The 18837-nt window shown below is 69.2% G+C and carries 19 protein-coding genes and 1 riboswitch; of the genes, 13 read left to right on the top strand and 6 right to left on the bottom strand.

Annotation, left to right across the window (positions count from 1 at the left end):
- Nucleotides 1-81: 81 nt before the first annotated feature.
- The 7 genes from ACZ3HV_RS27170 (at nucleotide 82) to ACZ3HV_RS27140 (ending at nucleotide 5947) form a co-directional block, all read left to right on the top strand.
- Nucleotides 82-1548 (top strand): M4 family metallopeptidase, encoded by a 1467-nt coding sequence (locus tag ACZ3HV_RS27170; protein WP_465687964.1) that lies wholly within the window; start codon nucleotides 82-84, stop codon nucleotides 1546-1548.
- 159 nt (nucleotides 1549-1707) lie between these two features.
- Nucleotides 1708-2643 (top strand): oxidoreductase, encoded by a 936-nt coding sequence (locus ACZ3HV_RS27165; protein WP_465687962.1) that lies wholly within the window; start codon nucleotides 1708-1710, stop codon nucleotides 2641-2643.
- Nucleotides 2644-2701: 58 nt separating this feature from the next.
- Entirely contained in the window at nucleotides 2702-4294 is a 1593-nt protein-coding gene (locus ACZ3HV_RS27160; RefSeq protein ID WP_465687960.1) for an alpha/beta fold hydrolase, read from the top strand.
- Nucleotides 4295-4312: 18 nt separating this feature from the next.
- Nucleotides 4313-4471, top strand: coding sequence for a hypothetical protein (locus ACZ3HV_RS27155; protein ID WP_465687958.1), 159 nt, complete (start codon nucleotides 4313-4315; stop codon nucleotides 4469-4471).
- Nucleotides 4468-4707 carry a LamG-like jellyroll fold domain-containing protein gene (locus ACZ3HV_RS27150; RefSeq protein ID WP_465688355.1) on the top strand — a complete coding sequence of 80 codons (240 nt, stop codon included), beginning with the start codon at nucleotides 4468-4470 and terminating at the stop codon, nucleotides 4705-4707. The genes ACZ3HV_RS27155 and ACZ3HV_RS27150 overlap by 4 nt, the downstream gene beginning before the upstream one ends.
- Before the next feature lie 70 nt (nucleotides 4708-4777).
- Entirely contained in the window at nucleotides 4778-5596 is an 819-nt protein-coding gene (locus ACZ3HV_RS27145) for an aldo/keto reductase (RefSeq protein ID WP_465687956.1), read from the top strand.
- A 4-nt stretch (nucleotides 5597-5600) separates the two neighbouring features.
- Nucleotides 5601-5666, top strand: a riboswitch (guanidine-III (ykkC-III) riboswitch).
- 20 nt (nucleotides 5667-5686) lie between these two features.
- Nucleotides 5687-5947, top strand: a complete 261-nt coding sequence (locus ACZ3HV_RS27140; protein ID WP_465687954.1) for a CBU_0592 family membrane protein — start codon at nucleotides 5687-5689, stop codon at nucleotides 5945-5947.
- A gap of 51 nt (nucleotides 5948-5998) precedes the next feature.
- Here the strand turns inward: ACZ3HV_RS27140 and ACZ3HV_RS27135 are convergent, their stop codons facing one another.
- Nucleotides 5999-6856 carry a hypothetical protein gene (locus ACZ3HV_RS27135; protein ID WP_465687952.1) on the bottom strand — a complete coding sequence of 286 codons (858 nt, stop codon included), beginning with the start codon at nucleotides 6854-6856 and terminating at the stop codon, nucleotides 5999-6001.
- A 209-nt stretch (nucleotides 6857-7065) separates the two neighbouring features.
- Between ACZ3HV_RS27135 and ACZ3HV_RS27130 the strand changes: the two genes are divergently transcribed.
- The 6 genes from ACZ3HV_RS27130 (at nucleotide 7066) to ACZ3HV_RS27105 (ending at nucleotide 13152) form a co-directional block, all read left to right on the top strand.
- Entirely contained in the window at nucleotides 7066-8100 is a 1035-nt protein-coding gene (locus tag ACZ3HV_RS27130; protein ID WP_465687950.1) for an AAA family ATPase, read from the top strand.
- A 29-nt stretch (nucleotides 8101-8129) separates the two neighbouring features.
- On the top strand, nucleotides 8130-9092 hold the full coding sequence (locus ACZ3HV_RS27125; protein WP_465687948.1) for a DUF58 domain-containing protein: 963 nt from the start codon (nucleotides 8130-8132) through the stop codon (nucleotides 9090-9092).
- On the top strand, nucleotides 9092-10045 hold the full coding sequence (locus tag ACZ3HV_RS27120) for a VWA domain-containing protein (RefSeq protein ID WP_360369260.1): 954 nt from the start codon (nucleotides 9092-9094) through the stop codon (nucleotides 10043-10045). Before ACZ3HV_RS27125 ends, ACZ3HV_RS27120 begins: the two co-directional genes overlap by 1 nt.
- A 187-nt stretch (nucleotides 10046-10232) precedes the next feature.
- Complete coding sequence (locus ACZ3HV_RS27115) at nucleotides 10233-11390, top strand: NAD(P)-binding domain-containing protein (RefSeq protein ID WP_465687946.1); 1158 nt, start codon at nucleotides 10233-10235, stop codon at nucleotides 11388-11390.
- A gap of 299 nt (nucleotides 11391-11689) precedes the next feature.
- Entirely contained in the window at nucleotides 11690-12187 is a 498-nt protein-coding gene (locus tag ACZ3HV_RS27110; protein ID WP_134118487.1) for a DUF3145 domain-containing protein, read from the top strand.
- Nucleotides 12188-12444: 257 nt separating this feature from the next.
- Nucleotides 12445-13152: a hypothetical protein gene (locus ACZ3HV_RS27105; protein WP_465687944.1), complete on the top strand. Its 708-nt coding sequence runs from the start codon at nucleotides 12445-12447 to the stop codon at nucleotides 13150-13152.
- Nucleotides 13153-13165: 13 nt separating this feature from the next.
- On the opposite strand, the gene ACZ3HV_RS27100 is transcribed toward ACZ3HV_RS27105, so the two are convergent.
- From ACZ3HV_RS27100 to ACZ3HV_RS27080, 5 genes are all read right to left on the bottom strand, one after another.
- The gene (locus ACZ3HV_RS27100) at nucleotides 13166-14596 is read right to left on the bottom strand and encodes a carboxyl transferase domain-containing protein (protein ID WP_465687942.1); all 1431 of its coding nucleotides are present in this window, start codon (nucleotides 14594-14596) and stop codon (nucleotides 13166-13168) included.
- Between the two features lie 153 nt (nucleotides 14597-14749).
- Entirely contained in the window at nucleotides 14750-15985 is a 1236-nt protein-coding gene (gene fabF / locus ACZ3HV_RS27095; protein ID WP_465687940.1) for a beta-ketoacyl-ACP synthase II, read from the bottom strand.
- 136 nt (nucleotides 15986-16121) lie between these two features.
- Nucleotides 16122-16370: an acyl carrier protein gene (locus ACZ3HV_RS27090; RefSeq protein WP_130446978.1), complete on the bottom strand. Its 249-nt coding sequence runs from the start codon at nucleotides 16368-16370 to the stop codon at nucleotides 16122-16124.
- A gap of 93 nt (nucleotides 16371-16463) precedes the next feature.
- Entirely contained in the window at nucleotides 16464-17459 is a 996-nt protein-coding gene (locus ACZ3HV_RS27085; RefSeq protein WP_465687937.1) for a beta-ketoacyl-ACP synthase III, read from the bottom strand.
- Between the two features lie 118 nt (nucleotides 17460-17577).
- Complete coding sequence (locus ACZ3HV_RS27080; protein ID WP_465687935.1) at nucleotides 17578-18771, bottom strand: acyltransferase domain-containing protein; 1194 nt, start codon at nucleotides 18769-18771, stop codon at nucleotides 17578-17580.
- Nucleotides 18772-18837: the final 66 nt, after the last annotated feature.

Raw genomic sequence — 18837 nt, 5'->3', positions numbered from 1 at the left:
TTCCCCCGACGGTCAACCCGAACTAATGTCTCGACGGATCGTAGTTGTTGCGTTACGCAACACGAACGTGGGAGGGAACGCATGACGAAACGCCGTAAGGCGGTTGTGGCCGTCACCGCCGGACTGGCCACCATCTCGCTCGGGTTGTCCTTCACCAGCGCCGCGGGGGCCGCGCCGGAGGCGGCGGCAGCCAACCCGGGCGGACTCAAGCTGATCAAGACCAAGACGTCGCTGCTCGGCAAGCACTACTGGTACCAGCAGACCTTCAAGGGCCTGCCGGTGATCAACGGGTACTACGCCAAGCACGTGACGGAGGCCGGCGGAGTGCAGGTCGCCGACGGACGGGACGCCGTACCGGCGAACCTGGACGTGAGCGCGGCGGTGCAGCCGGCGACCGCGACCCAGACCGCCAACGCCGTGGTCAGCGCCAAGGCGCAGCGGGCCCGGATCGCCGCACCGAACAAGACCATCGCGCCGGCGCCGGCCGCGACCAGCGGCGCGGCCCAGCTCGCCGTGATCGGCGGCCCGAACGCCCGCCTGGTGTGGAACGTGACCAGCAGGTCGGCCGAAGGTGTGAGCCGGTCACTGGTCGACGCGAAGACCGGTAGCATGGTCGAGTCGAAGGTGATCAGCGACAACATCGACGGTCGCGGCTCGGTGTTCGACCCGAACCCGGTGGTCAGCGAGCGGAACGAGAAGCTGACCGACATGAACGACGCGAACCAGGACGCGTTGTTCGTCGCGCAGAAGAACGTCGTACTGCGCAACCTGGACGGCTCCGGCCGGCTCAACGGCACTTTCGTCAACATCGCCAAGGGCAACGGCGGACTCGCCAAGAGCGACAACAACACGTTCATCTACCAGCGCGCGAACAACAAGTTCGAGCAGGTGATGGCGTACTACCAGACGAACCAGGCGCAGGAGTACATCCAGCAGCTGGGCTTCACCGACGCGAACAACGAGTCGCAGGACTTCTCCATCGACACGATCCGCGACGACAACTCGTTCTACGACCCGTCGACGGACATGATCACGATGGGCGACGGTGGCGTCGACGACGCCGAGGACGCCGAGGTGATCTGGCACGAGTACGGTCATGCGATCCAGGACGACATCGTTCCGGGCTTCGGCGAGACGCTCGAGGCGGGGTCGATCGGTGAGGGCTTCGGCGACTACTGGGCCGTCACGATGTCGGTGCCGGTGAGCAGGGGCTTCGAGCTGCCGTGCGTGATGGACTGGGACGCGACGTCGTACACGTCCACCGAGCCGCACTGCCTGCGTCGCACCGACGGCAACAAGACGACCGACGACATCGTCGGCGAGGTGCACGACGACGGTGAGATCTGGTCGCGCGCGTTGTGGGACATCCACCAGTCGCTCGGCCGGACCAAGGCCAACAAGGTGATCCTCGAGGCGACCTTCTTCTACGACCCGGACACCTCCTTCGCCGCCGCGGCGCAGGACACCGTCCAGGCCGCCCGGCTGCTCTACGGCACGGCCGCCGCGCAGCAGGTCACCAACGCCTTCACGGCACGCAAGATTCTCTGATCGCAGTACCAGGTCGTGCGCCCACAGCTACTGTGGGCGCATGACTGTATTGATGCCGCGCCTCCGGAGCGGCGGGTCATGGGGCTTTAACTCCCGGCCTTCCCTCGTCGCTCCGGTCGCTGCACTCCCTGCGCTCCTCAGTCCAGGCCGGGAGGCCCGATGACCTGGACTACGGCCGATATCCCCGACCTGACCGGACGACGGGCGCTCGTCACGGGCGCGACCAGCGGACTCGGTTACGAGACCGCGCTCGAGTTGCTCAGACATGGCGCCGACGTACTGATCGCCGCGCGCAATCCACAGAAGGCTGAGCAAGCCTCTCGACAACTCGCTCAAGCCGCAGGCCGGGAGCCAGTTGTCGTCGAGCTGGATCTGGCCGATCTGACGAGCGTCGAGAAGGCCGCCGACTCGGTCACCAAGACCTACGACAAGCTCGATCTGCTGGTCAACAACGCCGGCGTGATGGCGACGCCGTACCGGCAGACCGCGGACGGGTTCGAGCTGCAGATCGGCACCAACCACCTCGGTCACTTCGCACTCACCGGGCGCCTGCTCGGGTTGTTGCTGAAGGCACCGGACCCACGCGTGGTCACGGTCAGTTCCTTTATGCACAAGACGGTTCGCGGGATCACGCAGGAGGACTTCCGGCCCCCGGCGGGCAGCTACCGGAAGTGGGATGCGTACGGGAAGTCCAAGCTCGCCAACCTCCTGTTCATGCTCGAGCTCGACCGCCGCGCGCGTGCCGCCGGCGTGAATCTGCTGAGCGCCGGGGCTCATCCTGGCTACGCGTCGACCCATCTACAGGCGGCCGGTCCGGAGCTGGCAGGGCAGGAGTTCATGGCGCGGCTGATGGGCATCGGCAACCGGCTGTTCGCGCAGTCCGCGGCCGCCGGCGCCTGGCCGAGTCTCTACGCCGCGACGAAGCCCGATCTGCAGCCTGGCTCGTACGCCGGGCCCGGCTTCTTCGAGTACCGCGGCGCGCCGAAACTCGTGCATCCCACCCGGACAGCGCAGGACCCCGAGCTCGCCAAGCGGCTGTGGGAGTGGTCGATCGAGGCGACTGGAGTCAATCCGACACTCGCTGTGCCGAGGTAGTGACACAGCGGTAGCTTTGTGGTTACCCTCCGGTAATTCCCAAGCCGGAGGTCATGCCGTGCGCAGACTCGCAGCCGCCCTCGCTGTCGCTCTCACCCTGGTCACCGTCGCCTCCCGTGCGGAAGCCGACCAGACCGCGCCCGGCTTCAGTACGGCGTACCAGCGCATCCCCGGCGCCGGTGGAACGGAGCTCGGTGCCGTCGTCCTGACACCGACCGGGCAGGGTGACGGGCCGTTCCCGCTCGTGGTGATGCCGTCGAGTTGGGGTGTGCCGAACGTCGAGTACGTCGGTCAGGGCACGAAGCTGGCGACCGCCGGGTTCCAGGTGATCTCGTACTCGAGTCGCGGCTTCTGGGACTCCGGCGGCGGCATCGACATCGCCGGCCCGCCGACCGTTGCCGACGTCAGCAAGGTGATCGACTGGGCCGCCGGGCACACCCCGGCCGACCCCAGCCGGGTCGCCGCGGTCGGGATCTCGTACGGCGCCGGTACGTCGCTGCTCGCGAGCGCGCAGGATCCACGGATCAGGGCAGTCGGCGCGATGAGCGGCTGGGCCGATCTGATCGGGTCGCTCAATCCCAACCGGACGGTCGCTCTGCAGTCAGTCGCGGGCCTGCTTGCCCTCGGCAACATCACCGGCCGGCCCGGTCCGGAAATGGCGTCACTGCAGACCAAGTTCGTCACGGGGGACTTCGACGGTGCGATCGCTGAAGCCGAGCAGCTGTCGCCGCAACGGTCGGCTGCGACGGTGGTCGACCAGATCAACGCGAAGAAGCCGGCCGTGTTCCTGGCCAATGCCTTCGAGGATTCCATCTTCCCGCCCTCGCAGTACACCGACTTCTTCACCCGGCTGACCGGCCCGAAGCGGCTGCTACTCGCGCACGGCGATCACGCCACGCCCGAGGTGACCGGCGCGATCGGCTTGCCCAACGAGACCTGGGACGAGCTCGCGGCCTGGCTGCGGCACTACCTCACCGGCGCGGACAACGGCGCCGATGCGGAAGCACCGGTCCAGCTGAAGTCGCAACGTGGCATCTGGCGCGGCTACCCGGACTGGGCCGCTGTCGGCCAGCCGCGTACGTCGTACTTGACGAAGCCGACCGGATTGACGCGGACCGGCAGCCTGCAACCGCTGTCGTCGACCGGGTGGACGAGCGGGATCGCGGCCGGCGTACCGACCATCGCGGACAGTGGTGTGGCGCTGGTTTCCGGTGCCCTGCAAGGGTTGCTGTCGATTCCGACCGGGGTTGTCACGCCGTTGGTGGACAGGTCGTTCGCCGGTGTCTGGTCCGGCCCGGTCTACACCAGTGGCGCCGTCGTCAACGGGACGCCGCAGCTCCATGTCACCGTGAAGCCGTCCGGTTCGAACACCTCTCTGTTCGCCTACCTGTACGACGTCGACGCGCTCGGAGTCGGCTCGTTGATCTCGCACAAACCGCTGACGCTCCGGGACGCGACGCCCGGCAAGGCAGTGCCGATCGACGTCAGACTCGAGGCGACGAGTTGGGAGATGCCGGCCGGCCATCACCTGGTCCTCGTGGTGGACACGGTGGACCCGCGGTACCTCGGGCGCAGCGTGATCGGCACCTCGGTCACGTTCAGCTCGCCGGCCGTTGACCCGTCCTGGATCAGCATCCCGGTGGCGACCTGATCCTGAGCCGCCGAGGCGATGCTGATCGGCGGCCCGACCTTTGCCGAAGGCAAGAACGGCCAAGGCCTTGCCCTGAACGGATCCGGGCAGTACGCCGACACCGGTGCGGCACTGCTCGACACCAGCGGCAACTACTCCGCCAGCGTGAGCCGAACCCGGATCAGTGGTACCACCTGACCGGCGACCACGACGTGGTCAAGGGTGAGCTGCAGCTGTACGCGGACGGGCAACTCGTCGCCGCCAAGAGCGCCTGCAGTCTCGACTCGACCTCGACCGGCAACACGGTGATCGGCCGGGCCAAGTTCGGTGGCAACCAGGTGGACTTCCTGGACGGGACCGTCGACCAGGTGCACGTGGACGACCGCGCGCTGACGGCCGCGGAGGTGCGCACGCTGTACGACTCCGGCCGCTAGTCCGTTTCAGGATGCGAACTCGTCGCAAACCCCCGATGCTGGTAACTACTGCCGACCAGCGGAGGTGACGATGCCCGCGCCAAGCTACGCGCTCGCGCCGCACGCGACGATCGGCTTCCGGCCACCCCGCTTCGGTCTCGGTGGCTCGCATCTCGGCGAGCCACCAGGACCGGACGGCGACGCCACCGCGGTCGCCACCGTGGACGCGGCGTACCAGGCCGGTATCCGGTTCTTCGACACCTCACCGGCGTACGGCGACTCCGAACGACGACTGGGTACGGCGCTGCAGCGGCGGCCCCGGGGTGAGTTCCTGGTGTCCACGAAGGTGGTCGGGGACGACGCGCGTACGTCGGTGCGGAAGAGCAGCGAGCGGCTTGGGCTCGCCGTCGACCTGGTGCTTGCCGACGACGAAGCGGCGTACCCGGCACTGGACGAGTTGCGACGCGCCGGTGTGATCAAGGCGATCGGAGCCGCGGCGGGGGACTGGCGGCAGCTCGATCGGCTGGTGCGCGACGTGGAGTTGGACTGCGTGTTACTGGCCGGGCAGTACTCGTTGCTCGACCAGTCCGCGGCGCCGCTGCTGGATCGCTGCCTGGCGCGCGGGGTGTCGGTGATCGTGTCGGGCGTACTGACGCCGCAGGTGCTGCAGGTGGAGGAGTCCAGCGACCCGACGGCGATCCACGCGCGCCGGATCTCCGCCGTGTGCGAGCGATACGGTGTCTCCCTGCCGCAGGCCGCGCTGGCCTTTCCCAGCAGGCATTCCGCGGTCACGTCGGTGCTGATCGCGGCCTCGAGTCCGGCCGAGATCCGGGCCGACGCGGCCCTGGTCCGGCAGCCCGTGCCGGCCCAGTTGTGGCGGGATGACGAATTGTTGCGTTTGCTATCGTGAAGGCAGGATTTCGCGCTCTGCGGATCCCTGGACGAGTGGCGTCGTACCCGGTCTGACAAGACGACGCCCAGCCCCCGGAGGGGCACTCCGATGCATGCACTCGATGTTCTCGAGATCGCCGGCGCGGTCACCATCCTGATCGCCTTCGCGGCCGCCCAGGCGGGCCGACTCCGGCAGCGCACTTTGACCTATCAGCTCCTGAACCTCGGCGGATCCGGCGTCCTCGCCGCGATCGCCGCGGCGGAGTCGTCGTGGGGCTTCCTGCTGCTCGAAGGCAGCTGGGCCGTCATCAGCCTGATCGCGCTGCTCAATCTGATCCCCCGCGACGAACCGACCGCCCGACCGAGCTAAACGCTAGAACCGGTCGGCGCGGGCCGGGGCAGGTTGACGGAGCCGGACGGGCTAGAACTTGTCGCCTGGGTCGCCGGGGGTGCCTGGCGAGCTGGGGATGCCGGTCGGGATCCCGGTGGTCGGGCCGGTCGACGGCGTCGGGCTCGGCGTCGTGCCGTTGGTCGGCGAACCGGTGCCGGGCGGCGGGGTCGTCGGGGTGATCGTCACCGTCACGGTGCCGGTCGGCGTCGGGATCACCGGCTGGGGCTCCAGCGGCGCGGCATGCCGGAACAGCAGCCACGCAAGGAACACGGCCAGCGCCATGATCAACGCCATCGTCAGCAGCGCCAGGACCAGCGCCCACCGCGACGCCGGGCGCAGCGCGTTCGGCCACGGCAGAGGCCAGATCCGGAACAGGCCCGGCCGGCGCCGGCTCTCCCAGTAATGCCGGAAGTCGGGACCGCGCAACCGGCCGACGTGCGGGACGCGATCCATCAGAACCGCGGACAGCACCTCTTCACCGCGCCGCTCCGCGATCAGGTGCTCGTCCGACGCAGCGCTCGACCCGTCGTCGGCCCGGATCGGTCCGACCGCCACCCACAGTGCCAGGTCGTCATCGTCCGCGTCGTTGTGCGCCAGTACGGCGTCTTCCGGCAGTTCGTCGACCGCGTTCACGAACCGCTCCCGGGCGGCCGCGTCGTCCGCGGAACCCTCGGTCATCATCGCGACGACCGCGTCACGGCCGGTCTCGTCACTGGCCGTGTACAGATAACCGGCCGCGTTCGCCCCGAGCCGCCCGCGGAGCCAGAATTCGCCGACTCGCGGCGGATCCTCCGGCTGGAGCGGTAGCGACTCCGGAATCACCCGCGCAGGCGCGTCCTCCGGCGCATCGGCCGGCCGCACCTCGGTGTGTGATTCCGTCGCAGTCATCACCCCCAATCCCACCACATCCCTGGTAGCACTGTCGCCACAAGCCTGCACTCACCTCGCGCCCAGGTGTGCCGATTTGCCCGGGCGGGGAGGATGAAGACGGGTCTGGTGGGCCACGCGCCCGGGGGACCCGGGGATCTGATGGAATGACCGGTGTTGCGTGAAGTGGGGAATGACAAGGTCCGAGCGTGGACCCCGGAAGGACAGGCATGACCGAAACCACTGTGCCGGCTGGATCGGTGGCCCAGCAGTCCCGTCTGATCGGCGAAGCGATCAGCGAGGTCAAGCGGGTGATCGTCGGCCAGGAGCACATGGTCGAGACCTTGATGGTCTCGCTGCTGGCCAAGGGTCACTGTCTGCTCGAAGGTGTTCCGGGTGTCGCCAAGACGCTCGCCGTCCGTACCTTCGCCAGCGTGGTCGGCGGGACGTTCGCCCGGATCCAGTTCACCCCTGACCTGGTCCCGTCCGACATCGTCGGTACCCGGATCTACCGGCAGACCCGGGAGGCGTTCGACATCGAGCTCGGCCCGACGTTCGTGAACTTCGTCCTGGCCGACGAGGTGAACCGGGCCCCGGCCAAGGTGCAGTCGGCGATGCTGGAGCTGATGGCCGAGCGGCAGGTGTCGATCGGCGGCCAGACCTTCCCGATGCCGAAGCCGTTCATCGTGATCGCGACCCAGAACCCGATCGAGTCCGAGGGCGTCTATCCGCTGCCGGAGGCGCAGCGGGACCGGTTCCTGGTCAAGATCGACGTGCCGCACCCGCGCGGGCACGAGGAGTTCGAGATCCTCCGCCGGATGAGCGTCGACCCGCCGGAGCCGCGGCAGGTGCTCAAGCCGGAGACGATCCTGGAGCTGCAGCGCTCCGCCGAGCAGGTCTTCGTCCATAACCTCGTCGCGGAGTACGCCGTCCGCCTGGTGATGGCCACCCGGACGCCGTCCGACTTCCACCTGCCCGACCTCGAGCCGATCATCGAGCTCGGCGTCAGCCCGCGCGCCACCCTCGGCATGATCGCGGCCGGCCGGGCGCTCGCGCTGATCCACGGCCGGGACTACCTGCTGCCGAGCGACGTCCAGACGGTCGCGCTGGACGTCATGGGTCACCGGCTCGGCCTGACCTTCGACGCGGTCGCCGACAACATCGACCCGCGGGCCGTGATCGAGCGCATCCTGGCCACCGTCCCGCCGCCGCAGCCGGTCTGGCGCGACGGAGCCGACGGCACCGGCCGCCCGGAGTTCGTGTAGTGCCCAACCGACCAGACCCGCGGGCTGCGATGACGATCTCGCAGCTCGCACCCGAACGTGCGCTCCGGCGGCTCGAGCTGACCGTCGTACGGCGCCTCGAGGGGTATCTGCACGGGGAGCATCTGGGCCTGCTGCCGGGTCCGGGCACCGAGCTGGCCGAGGCCCGCGAGTACCAGGTCGGCGACGACGTACGGCGGATGGACTGGGCGGTCACCGCGCGGACCACGATCCCGCACGTCCGGGACCTGATCGCGGACCGTGAGCTCGAGACCTGGGCGCTCGTGGACCTGTCCGGCTCGATGGACTTCGGTACGTCGCAGTTGGAGAAGCGGGAGCTGGCCGTGGCGGCCGTTGCCACCGTCGGGTTCCTGACGCACCGCCTGGGCGACCGGTTCGGTGGGTTGATGCTGCGTGACTCGGCGCTGCGGCGCTGGCCGGCCCGGTCCGGGCGGCTCGCGCTCTACGGTCTGCTCCGGGCGCTGCTGTCCGAGCAGTTCAGCGGTGACGAGGAGGCCCGTCGCAGCGACCTGGCCGCCGCGCTGGAGTCGATGGCGCGGACGCAACGCAAGCGTGGACTCCGGGTCATCGTGTCCGACTTCCTCACTCCCGAAGACGGCGAGGTGGACAGCCGCCTCGAGCCGTCCTGGGAGCGCGCGATGCGCAAGCTCACCGCGCAGCACCAGGTCCTCGCGGTCGAGATCGTCGACCCGCGCGAGCTGGAACTCCCCAATATCGGCGTCGTCACGATCGGTGACCCCGAGACCGGCCAGGTGCGGGAGATCGACACCCGCCGGCGCAAGATCCGGGAGGCGTTCGGGGTGGCCGCGCTCGCGCAGCGGGAACGAACCCGGGCCGCCCTGCGTAGGGTAGGTGCGGGGCACCTCGTGTTGCGGACCGACCGTGACTGGGTCGCCGACACGGTGCGGTTCGTCCTCGCCTACCGGCGAGTGGCGCCCCGCTTGCACCAACCGCCGAAGGGAGTGGCTCGCTGATGGAGTTCCTGTCTCCGGCCAGGTTGTGGTTCCTGCTCATCATCCCGGTCGTCGTCGCGGCGTACATCTTCCTGCAGCACCGGCGGGCGCAGTACGCACTCCGGTTCACCAACATCGCGCTGCTGGACCGGGTCGCGCCGCGCCGGCCGCAGTGGCGGCGGCACCTGGCGGTCACGCTGGCGCTGCTGGCCGCGCTGTCGTGCATCGTGGCGTTCGCGCAGCCGAAGGACGAGGTCAAGGTGCCGCGCGAGCGGGCCACCATCGTGGTAGCGATCGACGTGTCGCTGTCGATGATGGCCACCGACATCGAGCCGAACCGGCTGGAAGCGGCGAAGGACTCGGCCAAGGAGTTCATCAACCAACTGCCGGCCAAGTTCAACGTTGCCCTGGTCAACTTCGCCGGTACGGCGTCCATCATCGTGCCGCCGACCACCGACCGCGCCACCGTGCTGCGCTCGGTGGATGGGCTCGAGCTGGCCGAGTCGACCGCGACCGGTGAGGGCATCTTCACGTCGCTGCAGGCGCTCACCCAGGTCCCGCCGGACCCGGCGCACCCGAACGACCCGGCTCCGGCGCGGATCGTGCTGCTGTCCGACGGCAAGCGGACGGTCGGCCGGACCGCGCAGGAAGGCGCGCAGGCGGCGAAGGCGAAGAACACGCCGATCTACACGATCTGCTTCGGCACCGACTCCGGATTCATCGAGATGGACGGCATCCGCCAGCGGGTGCCACCGGACCGGGCCGAGCTGCGGAGCATCGCCGAGACCACCGGCGGCGAGGCGTACACGGCCGAGTCCGCGGGCGAGCTGAAGGACGTCTACAAGGACATCGGCTCCTCGGTCGGCTACGACAAGGTCGACAAGGAAGTCACCTCACGGTTCGCCGGGATCGCGATGCTCTTCACGCTGGCCGCCGCCGGCGCCTGCATCGCCCTCGCCTCCCGCTTCCCGTAAGCCCGCGTTTCAGCTCGTGCCCTTGGCGACCCAGCAGGTCGTCGTACTCCCGATGTCCAGCGACACCCCGCAGGTGTTCGCGGACCCGTTCTTCGCCGAGGTCATGGTGGCGCGAACGCATCAGGGAGAGGATTGTCGGACTCATCACCCGCAACCTCGCGTTCTGGCCACACCTTCAGGAGACACGATGCCGGACCGGACGGATCTGCTGGTCGTCGGCGCAGGCCCTTATGCCTACTCTGCGGCCGCGTTTGCCCGTGACAACGGCATCGAGTCCCACATCGTCGGCCGCCCGATGGGTTTCTGGCGCGAGCAGATGCCGGCTGACATGTTCCTGCGTTCGGGCCCCGACTGGCATCTCGACGGAAGCGGCGAGTACACGTTCGAGGCGTTCTTCGAGGATCGGGGAATGCGTCCCGAAGACTTCGACCCGATCCCGATCTCGGTCTTCCTCGACTACACGGAGTGGTTCCGCGAGCGCAAGTGGCTCGACCTCGACGACCGCCTCGTGACCGGCCTGACCAAGCCGGACGCAGGCTTCGTGGCAACGATGGACGACGGTACGACGATCACCGCGGACAAGGTACTCGCGGCACCTGGCATCGGCTACTTCCTCAACCTGCCGGAGTGGTACGCCGATGTCCCGCCTGCTCGCCGCTCACATACGTCCGAATTGGTCTCCTTCGATTCGCTCGCCGGTGCCAGGGTGGTGATCATCGGCGGCCGGCAAAGCGCCTACGAGTGGGCGGCGTTACTGTGTGACCACGACGCCGAGCGTGTGGACGTGGTGCATCGCCACAGCACGCCGAAGTTCGCCAAGGTGAGCTGGCGCTTCGTCGACCAGTACGTCGACCAGACGCTGACACACCGGGGATGGTGGCGAAGCCTCTCCGTCGAGCGGCAGACAGCGATCGCTGCCGAGTTCTGGCAGGTCGGGCGCCTCACCCTCGAACCCTGGCTGGTGCCGCGGATCCCTGACGCCGTCGTGACCAGCCATCCGGGGTGTGCGGTGGTCGACACGACTGTCAGCGAACACGACCTGACGCTGTCGCTCTCCGATGGCACGGCGCTGACAGCCGATCATGTGGTCTTCGCTTCCGGTTACCGGGCTGACCTTGCTCGCGTGCCTTACCTGGGCGGTGTTGTGGATCGGGTCTCGACAACCGAGGGGTTCCCCGTCCTGACCGAGGGCCTCGAGACGTCCCTGGCCGGGCTGTACATGACAGGGTTCGCGTCGATCCGCGACTTCGGCCCCTTCTACGGGTTCACCAAGGGGTGCCCGTCGGCCGCACGCATCGCCATCGCAGACATGATGCGATCACCGAACCGGACCCGCTTCCCGTAGGCCTGCGTTCCCGAGCAAGCTCACTTCGTGCCTCAGATCCGTGCGGTGCAGTATTCGGCGTACGGATCTGATGCACAAAGTCGGCCGAGGGATGCACAAAGTCGGCCGCGGAAGGATCGCGACACGACGGTGATGTAGTTGACACGGCGAGGTTGCTGGTGTTGGTGGGGGCGGTGGTGCAAGATGTACGCAGTGTTCCGCGGGGTGCCTTTGTGCTCGGTGGGATGCTGGTACCGCCGGGTTCGACGCGGTTGTTCGAGAACGCTGGGGAAGGCGCCCCTCGAGCACAGGAGGTCCCGGTGGCGACGACTCGTGGCGTTCTCTACGTCCACACGGTGCCGTCAGCGTTGTGCCCGCATGTCGAGTGGGCCGCGGGCGGCATCCTTGGCGTGCCCGTGAAACTTGACTGGACGCCGCAGCCCGCGGCCCAGGGCCAGTACCGGGCCGAGCTGTCGTGGCAGGCCGAGGCCGGCACGGCGGCGAAGCTGGCGTCCGCCCTGCGCGGATGGCAGAAGCTCCGGTTCGAGGTGACCGAGGAGCCGAGCAACGGCGTCGAAGGCGAGCGATACTCCTTCACGCCCGAGCTGGGCGTCTTCCACGCGACGACCGGCGTCCACGGCGACATCATGGTTCCGGAGGAGCGACTGAAGGCCGCGATGCTGAAGGCGGCCAGCGGTGAGGCCGATCTGACCGAGGAGGTCGAGCGTTTGCTCGGCCGCCCCTGGGACGACGAGCTGGAGCCGTTCCGGTACGCCGGTGACGGCGCGCCGGTGCGATGGCTCCATCAAGTCGTCTGAACGGATCCTGAGAACTTCAGAAGAAAGCCATGAAGGGCAGGACTTCCCCGAACTTTTCGATGAGACTGAGCATCAGACATCTCACCTGGGTGGGAGGGGCCGTGGCCGCTGGGCCACCGGGTGTCGGGACACCCCCGGTTGTCGCAAACAGCGGCCGCACCACGTGAAGGGCGCGGACCTCAGGGTCCGCGCCCTTCGTGCATTGTCGTGATCAAAACGCGGCTGACGTGGACTGGTACCCGACCTATGGTGGGTCGATGGAGTGGATCCTCGTGGTCTTGGCGGGTGGGGCGATGGTGGGGGCCGGGCGCCAGTTGCTGGTGCGCCGGGCGGCTCGGAAGGTCGATGCCGAGGAGCTGGCCCAGATCGAGCGGCTGGCCGGCGAGGACGTGACGGAGTTCGGCGAAGAGCTGACGCGGCTGGGCGAACAGGTCCGGACCGACGACCTGGACGCCGACGGGCGGCTCGATTACCAGCGCGCGCTGGCGGCGTACGAGGCGGCTCAGCAGGCTGTCGAGAAGCTTCAGTCGGCGCACGACGTCAGCACGATCACGGACACACTCGCCACCGGGCGGTACGCGATCGTCTGCGTGCGCGCGCGGAGTACCGGCCAGCCGGTGCCGGAGCGGCGGGTGCCGTGCTTCTTCAACCCGCAGCACGGTCCGTCGACGACCGATGTGGTCTGGAACCAGCCGAAGCACGGGACCCGGAAGATCGCGGTCTGCGCGCAGGACGCGGCGCGGCTGCGGGCGGGCGAGGAGCCCGAGGTCCGAATGGTTGTGGTCGGCAACAGACGGGTTCCGTACTGGGAGGCCGGCAAGGCCGTCCTGCCCTACAGCTCGGGCTACTTCAGCCAAGGTGGCGGTGCCCAGTACATCACCGAGGCGAAGATCCAGGGCCCGCTCCATCGGATCGGCGACGGTGGCGCGGCCAACGGGCTGGGCGACATCGGCCCCGGCATGTAGCCAGCCGGCGCGGCTACAGCGGGATGTTGCCGTGGTAGCCGCGGATCTGGCCGGTCGACTCGGCTTTGGCGAGTGCGGTGGCCAGGGCTGAGCGGGTGCGCGTAGGGTCGACGACCTCGTCGACGACGCCGATCTCGCGGGCCCGGTCGATACCGCCGGCGATCTTCTCGTGTTCGATCGCGAGCTCCGCCTCGACCTGGGGACGCAGTTCGGGATCGACCTCGGCGAGCTTGCGGCGGTGCAGCACCCGGACTGCGGCGACCGCGCCCATCACCGCGACCTCGGCCCGCGGCCACGCGAACACCCGGGTCGCGCCCAGCGATCGCGCGTTCATCGCGATGTACGCACCGCCGTACGTCTTCCGCGTCACCAGCGTCACCCGCGGTACGACGGCCTCCGCAAACGCGTGCAGCAGTTTCGCACCACGTCGTACGACGCCGTCCCACTCCTGACCGACCCCCGGCAGATAGCCCGGTACGTCGACGAGCACGACCAGCGGGACCCCGAAGGCGTCGCACATCCGGACGAACCGGGACGCCTTCTCCGCCGACAACGCGTCGAGGCAACCACCTAGCCGGAGCGGGTTGTTCGCGATCACCCCGACCGTCCGCCCGCCCAGCCGGCCGAGCGTGGTCACGATGTTCGGCGCCCACCGCTGATGCAGTTCGACGCCTGACTCCTCGTCGAGCACCCCACCAACCAGCGGATGCACGTCGTACGCACGCTTGGCCGACTCCGGAAGGAACCCGGACAGATCGGTGTCCGTCACGTCGGTCGACACCGTGCCCTGGTTCGCGAGCAGGTCCGCGAGCCGGCGCGCCTGGGCAAGCGCGGCGGCCTCGGTGTCCGTGGTGATGTGGACGACGCCGGACCGCCGGCCGTGCGGCTCGGGACCGCCGAGCCGGAGCATGTCGACGTCCTCACCGGTGACGGATCGGACCACGTCCGGCCCGGTCACGAAGATGCGGCCTTCCGGCCCGAGGATGACGATGTCGGTCAGCGCCGGACCGTACGCCGCTCCGCCCGCGGCCGGGCCGAGGACGACCGAGATCTGCGGGATCTTGCCCGACGCCTGCGTCATCGCGTAGAAGATCTTGCCGACCGCGTGCAGGCTGAGCACGCCCTCGGCCAGCCGCGCGCCACCGGAGTGCCACAGGCCGATGATCGGCACCTGCTCCTCGCGCGCGACCTGGTACGCCGTCACCACGACGTCGCACCCCTCGTCACCCATCGCGCCACCCATCACGGTGGCGTCGGAGCAGAACGCGACGACCTTCGCCCCCGCGATCGTCCCGCGCGCCGCGATCATCCCCGACAGGTTGTCCGGGGTGATCAGCTCCAGGCTGCCCGGGTCGACCAGGTTCGTCAGCCGGGTCACCGGGTTCCGCGGGTCCAGCTCACGGGGCAGTTTGGCGGGCTTGGGAGCCGCGGGGGCGCTGGTCATGGGGCCTCCCGGCCTGGACTGAGGAGCGGAGGGAGCGAAGCGACTGGAGCGACGAGGGAAGGCCGGGAGCCAAAGCCCCATGACCCGCCGCGCCGGAGGCGCGGCATCAAGAGAGTCATGTGGTCCTCCGGGGGGTGGTGAAGGAACTGCTTGTTAGACCGTTTTGAAGGCGATGGCGGCGTTGTGGCCGCCGAAGCCGAACGAGTTGTTCAGCGCCGCGAGGTCCCCGTCGGCCAGCTTGCGCTGCTCCGTCGCGACGTCGAGCTCGATCTGGTCGTCGAGCTTGTCCACGTTGATCGTCGGCGGTACCACCCGGTGGTGCAGGGCGAGCACGGTCGCGATCGACTCGACCGCACCGGCCGCGCCGAGCAGGTGGCCGATCATCGACTTCGGCGCGGTCGCGACCGCGTGGTCGGCGTCCTTGCCGAGCGCCAGCCGGATCGCCAGCGACTCCGCGATGTCGCCCTGCGGGGTCGAGGTGGCGTGCGCGTTGATGTGGAAGATGTCGGCCGGGGTGAGGTCACCCTCGGCCAGCGCCCGCTCCATCGCCCGGCGTGCACCGGAACCGGTCGGGTCCGGCTGCGCGATGTCGTGACCGTCGGCGGAGATCCCCGCTCCGGCCAGTTCGGCGTAGATCTTGGCGCCCCGCGCCTTCGCGTGCTCGTACGACTCCAGCACCAGGACTCCGGCGCCCTCACCGAGCAGGAAGCCGTCCCGGTCCACGTCCCACGGGCGCGAGGCCCGCTCCGGCTCGTCGTTGCGCTTGCTCAGCGCCATCATCTGGCCGAACGCCGCGAGCGGCAGGGCCATGATCACGCCCTCGGTGCCACCGGCCAGGACGACGTCCGCGCGGCCGAGCCGGATCTGGTCCAGGCCGAGCGCGATCGCCTCGTTGCCGGAGGCACAGGCGGACACGGGGGCGTGCACACCGGCCTTCGCGCCGAACTCCAGGCTCACGTACGCCGCGGCCGAGTTCGGCATCAGCATCGGGATCGCCAGCGGCGACACCCGGCGGGGGTTGGTCTTCAGCGCGTCGTAGTTCGACAGGGTGGTGCCCAGGCCGCCGATGCCGGAAGCGACCGCGATGCCGAGCCGCTCTTTGTCCAGTCCGGAGTCCTCCAGGCCCGCGTCGGCCCACGCCTCACGGGCGGCGACCACGGCCAGCTGCGCGTTCCGGTCCAGGCGGCGAGCCTTCACCCGCTCGAGCATCTCGGTCGGCTCGACCGCGGCCGGGGCGGCGATCTGGACGGCGAGGTTCTGCACCCAATCCTCGGTCAGCCGCCGGGCGCCGGAGCGACCGGCCAGCAGGCCTTCCCAGGTGCTGGACACGTCACCCCCGAGCGGGGTGGTGGCTCCGAGCCCGGTGATCACGACTCGGGTCTTCGACATCTTTACCTCATCCTTTGCGAGAGATCGGGGGACTGGGAGCGAGGGGTGGGTACTTCGGTACTGCGGTACTGCGGTGCTGTGCGTGGTGCTCACCGGAATCCCGATGAGCACCCGGCCGGCACAGGTACGGCGGGTGTCAGCCGTTCTGGGCGCGCTCGATGAACGCGACCGCGTCGCCGACGGTCTTCAGGTTCTTGACCTCGTCGTCGGGGATCTTCACGTCGAACTTCTCCTCGGCGGCCACCACGACCTCCACCATGGAGAGCGAGTCGACGTCGAGGTCGTCGGTGAAGGACTTGTCCAGCTGGACGTCCTCGACCGGGATGCCGGCGATCTCGTTCACGATCTCGGCGAGGTTGGAACGGATCTCTTCGGTGCTGGCCATCTTGTTGTTTCCCTTTCGGATCTTCGCTGGCTGACTACAGCCGGGCCGGCCACCTGAGCCGCCCCGGACAACTATGGGCTACCGGAGCATCGGCTAGGGGAGCCGGATCACTTGCGCGGCGTACACCAATCCGGCGCCGAAGCCGATGATGAGGGCGAGGTCGCCGCTCTTGGCGTCGCCGGCCTCGCGCATCGCGGTGATCGCGAGCGGGATCGACGCGGCCGAGGTGTTGCCCTGCCGCTCGATGTCGCGGGCCACCTTGATGTGCTCGGGCAGCTTGAGCGCCCGCCGCATCGCGTCGGTGATCCGCATGTTCGCCTGGTGCGGCACGAACAGGTCGAGGTTCTCGGCCTTCACGCCGGCCACGTCGAGAGCCTGCTGTGCCGTCTTCGCCATCTCGAACGACGCCCACCGGAACACCGGGTTGCCGTCCATCGTGAGGTGCGGCCACTGGTAGCTCCCGGCCGCCTCCTGCCACGACTCCTTCTGGCTGATCACCTTGTGCTGCGTGCCGTCGGAACCCCACACGACCGGGCCGATGCCCGGCTCGTCGGTCGGGCCCACCACTGCCGCACCCGCGCCGTCGGCGAAGATGAACGCCGTACCGCGGTCGGTCCGGTCGGTGATGTCGCTGAGTCGCTCGACCCCGATCGCCAGCACGTACTTCGCACTGCCGCCACGGACCATGTCGTTGGCCATCGCGATGCCGTAGCAGAAGCCGGCGCAGGCCGCGGAGATGTCGAACGCGGCCGCTGTCGGCGCGCCCACCTCGACCGCGACCCGGGTCGCGATCGCCGGGGTCTGGTAGAGGTGCGTGACGGTGGCGACGATGACGCAGCCGATCTGGGCCGGGTCGATCCCGGACTCGGCCAGCGCGTCCTTGGCCGCGTTCACCGACATCATCAGGACGGTCTCGTCGTCGCTGGCCCAGCGGCGTTCCTTGATGCCGGACCGGGTCTGGATCCACTCGTCACTGGAGTCGATCTGCTCCAGGATCTCCGAGTTCGGTACGACGCGCCGCGGCCGGTACGACCCGATCCCCAGGACACCGGCGTACGTCGAACCCGTCGAAGCAGTGATCGCGGTCATGGGGCCTCCCGGCCTGGACTGAGGAGCGCAAGGAGCGCAGCGACTGGAGTGACGAGGGAAGGCCGGGAGCCAAGGCCCCATGACCACGCCGGCGCCGGAGGCCCGGCCAAAAGCACAGTCATGCGTTGCCTCCGTTGGGGTGCAGGCGGACCAGCGGCTGACCCGGGGCGACCGGGTCGCCTTCCTCGACGAGCCACTCGACGACGATGCCGCCGTGCGGGGCCCTGACCTCGAGCTCGTCGCGCAGACTCTGCACCTTCGCGACCACCTCGCCGGCCTCGACCGTGTCACCGGACTCGCGGCCGACCTGCTCGGAGCGGGTGAACGTGCCCTTCATCGGAGCGACCAGCAGCCGCCACGTCGGCGAGGCGTCGATCTCGGACGGGCTGCCGTGCTTGTCCACGAACGCGCGGGCGTCGTCGAGCTGGTCCGGCGTCTTCAGCGCGAACGTCTCGACGCCCTTCAGCGCCCGGCGCGCGATCCCGGTCAGCGTGCCCGCCGGCGGCAGCTCGAGGATGCCGGTCACCTGCAGATCGGCCATCGTCTCCATGCACAGGTCCCAGCGGACCGGCGCGTTCACCTGGGTGACGAGGCGCTGCAGCACGTCCCGGCCGTCGTGCACGACCTGGCCGTCCCGGTTCGAGATCAGGCGGGTCCGCGGGTCGTGGGTGCTGATCGCGGTCGCGTACTTCGCCAGCGTCTGGACCGCCGGCTCCATGTGCTTGGTGTGGAACGCGCCGGCGACGGACAGCGGGATCAGCCGGGTCTTGGCCGGCGGGTCGGCGGCCAGCGCGGCCAGCTCCTCGACCGTGCCGGCGGCGACGATCTGGCCGGGGCCGTTGTCGTTCGCGGGGGTCAGGCCGTGCTCGGCGAGCTTGGCCAGGACCTCGTCCCGGTCGCCGCCCAGGACGGCGGTCATCGACGTCGCGGTCTGCGCGGCGGCCGAGGCCATCGCCTTGCCGCGCTCGCGGACCAGAACCATCGCCTGCTCGGCGCTGAGTACGCCGGTACCCGCGGCGGCCGCGATCTCACCGACGCTGTGCCCGGCGACGGCACCGACCTTGCTGAAGGCGTCGGCCGGGTGCGGGATCACCGCCAGCGCGGCCAGCATGCTGGCCGCGACGAGTAGCGGCTGCGCGATCGCGGTGTCCCGGATCGTGTCCGCGTCGGCTTCGGTGCCGTAGTGGGCGAGGTCGAGGCCGGCCACCGCGGAGAGCCAGTTGAGCCGGCTCTCGAACGTGGGATCTGCCAGCCACGGCGCGAGGAATCCTGGGGTCTGGGCACCCTGACCGGGCGCGACGATGACGAGCACGTGACCACTCTCCCTCCTCCCGGCCGATCGTGAGCCGGAAAGCAGCACGAATTCTCCTGGGCCGAT

This window comes from Kribbella sp. NPDC020701, from assembly GCF_055562215.1.
The sequence above is the reverse complement of the archived record's forward strand: the minus strand, read 5'-3'. Positions and strand labels throughout refer to the sequence as shown.

Excerpts from the sequence above, each read along its gene's own strand:
- ACZ3HV_RS27115 (WP_465687946.1), top strand. The coding sequence starts at position 10,233 with ATGCCGGACCGGACGGATCTGCTGGTCGTCGGCGCAGGCCCTTATGCC.
- ACZ3HV_RS27120 (WP_360369260.1), top strand. The coding sequence starts at position 9,092 with ATGGAGTTCCTGTCTCCGGCCAGGTTGTGGTTCCTGCTCATCATCCCG.
- ACZ3HV_RS27165 (WP_465687962.1), top strand. The coding sequence starts at position 1,708 with ATGACCTGGACTACGGCCGATATCCCCGACCTGACCGGACGACGGGCG.
- ACZ3HV_RS27145 (WP_465687956.1), top strand. The coding sequence starts at position 4,778 with ATGCCCGCGCCAAGCTACGCGCTCGCGCCGCACGCGACGATCGGCTTC.
- ACZ3HV_RS27085 (WP_465687937.1), bottom strand. The coding sequence starts at position 17,459 with ATGACCGCGATCACTGCTTCGACGGGTTCGACGTACGCCGGTGTCCTG.
- ACZ3HV_RS27100 (WP_465687942.1), bottom strand. The coding sequence starts at position 14,596 with ATGACCAGCGCCCCCGCGGCTCCCAAGCCCGCCAAACTGCCCCGTGAG.
- ACZ3HV_RS27090 (WP_130446978.1), bottom strand. The coding sequence starts at position 16,370 with ATGGCCAGCACCGAAGAGATCCGTTCCAACCTCGCCGAGATCGTGAAC.
- ACZ3HV_RS27135 (WP_465687952.1), bottom strand. The coding sequence starts at position 6,856 with ATGACTGCGACGGAATCACACACCGAGGTGCGGCCGGCCGATGCGCCG.
- ACZ3HV_RS27130 (WP_465687950.1), top strand. The coding sequence starts at position 7,066 with ATGACCGAAACCACTGTGCCGGCTGGATCGGTGGCCCAGCAGTCCCGT.
- ACZ3HV_RS27170 (WP_465687964.1), top strand. The coding sequence starts at position 82 with ATGACGAAACGCCGTAAGGCGGTTGTGGCCGTCACCGCCGGACTGGCC.
- fabF (WP_465687940.1), bottom strand. The coding sequence starts at position 15,985 with ATGTCGAAGACCCGAGTCGTGATCACCGGGCTCGGAGCCACCACCCCG.
- ACZ3HV_RS27140 (WP_465687954.1), top strand. The coding sequence starts at position 5,687 with ATGCATGCACTCGATGTTCTCGAGATCGCCGGCGCGGTCACCATCCTG.
- ACZ3HV_RS27105 (WP_465687944.1), top strand. The coding sequence starts at position 12,445 with ATGGAGTGGATCCTCGTGGTCTTGGCGGGTGGGGCGATGGTGGGGGCC.
- ACZ3HV_RS27155 (WP_465687958.1), top strand. The coding sequence starts at position 4,313 with ATGCTGATCGGCGGCCCGACCTTTGCCGAAGGCAAGAACGGCCAAGGC.
- ACZ3HV_RS27125 (WP_465687948.1), top strand. The coding sequence starts at position 8,130 with ATGACGATCTCGCAGCTCGCACCCGAACGTGCGCTCCGGCGGCTCGAG.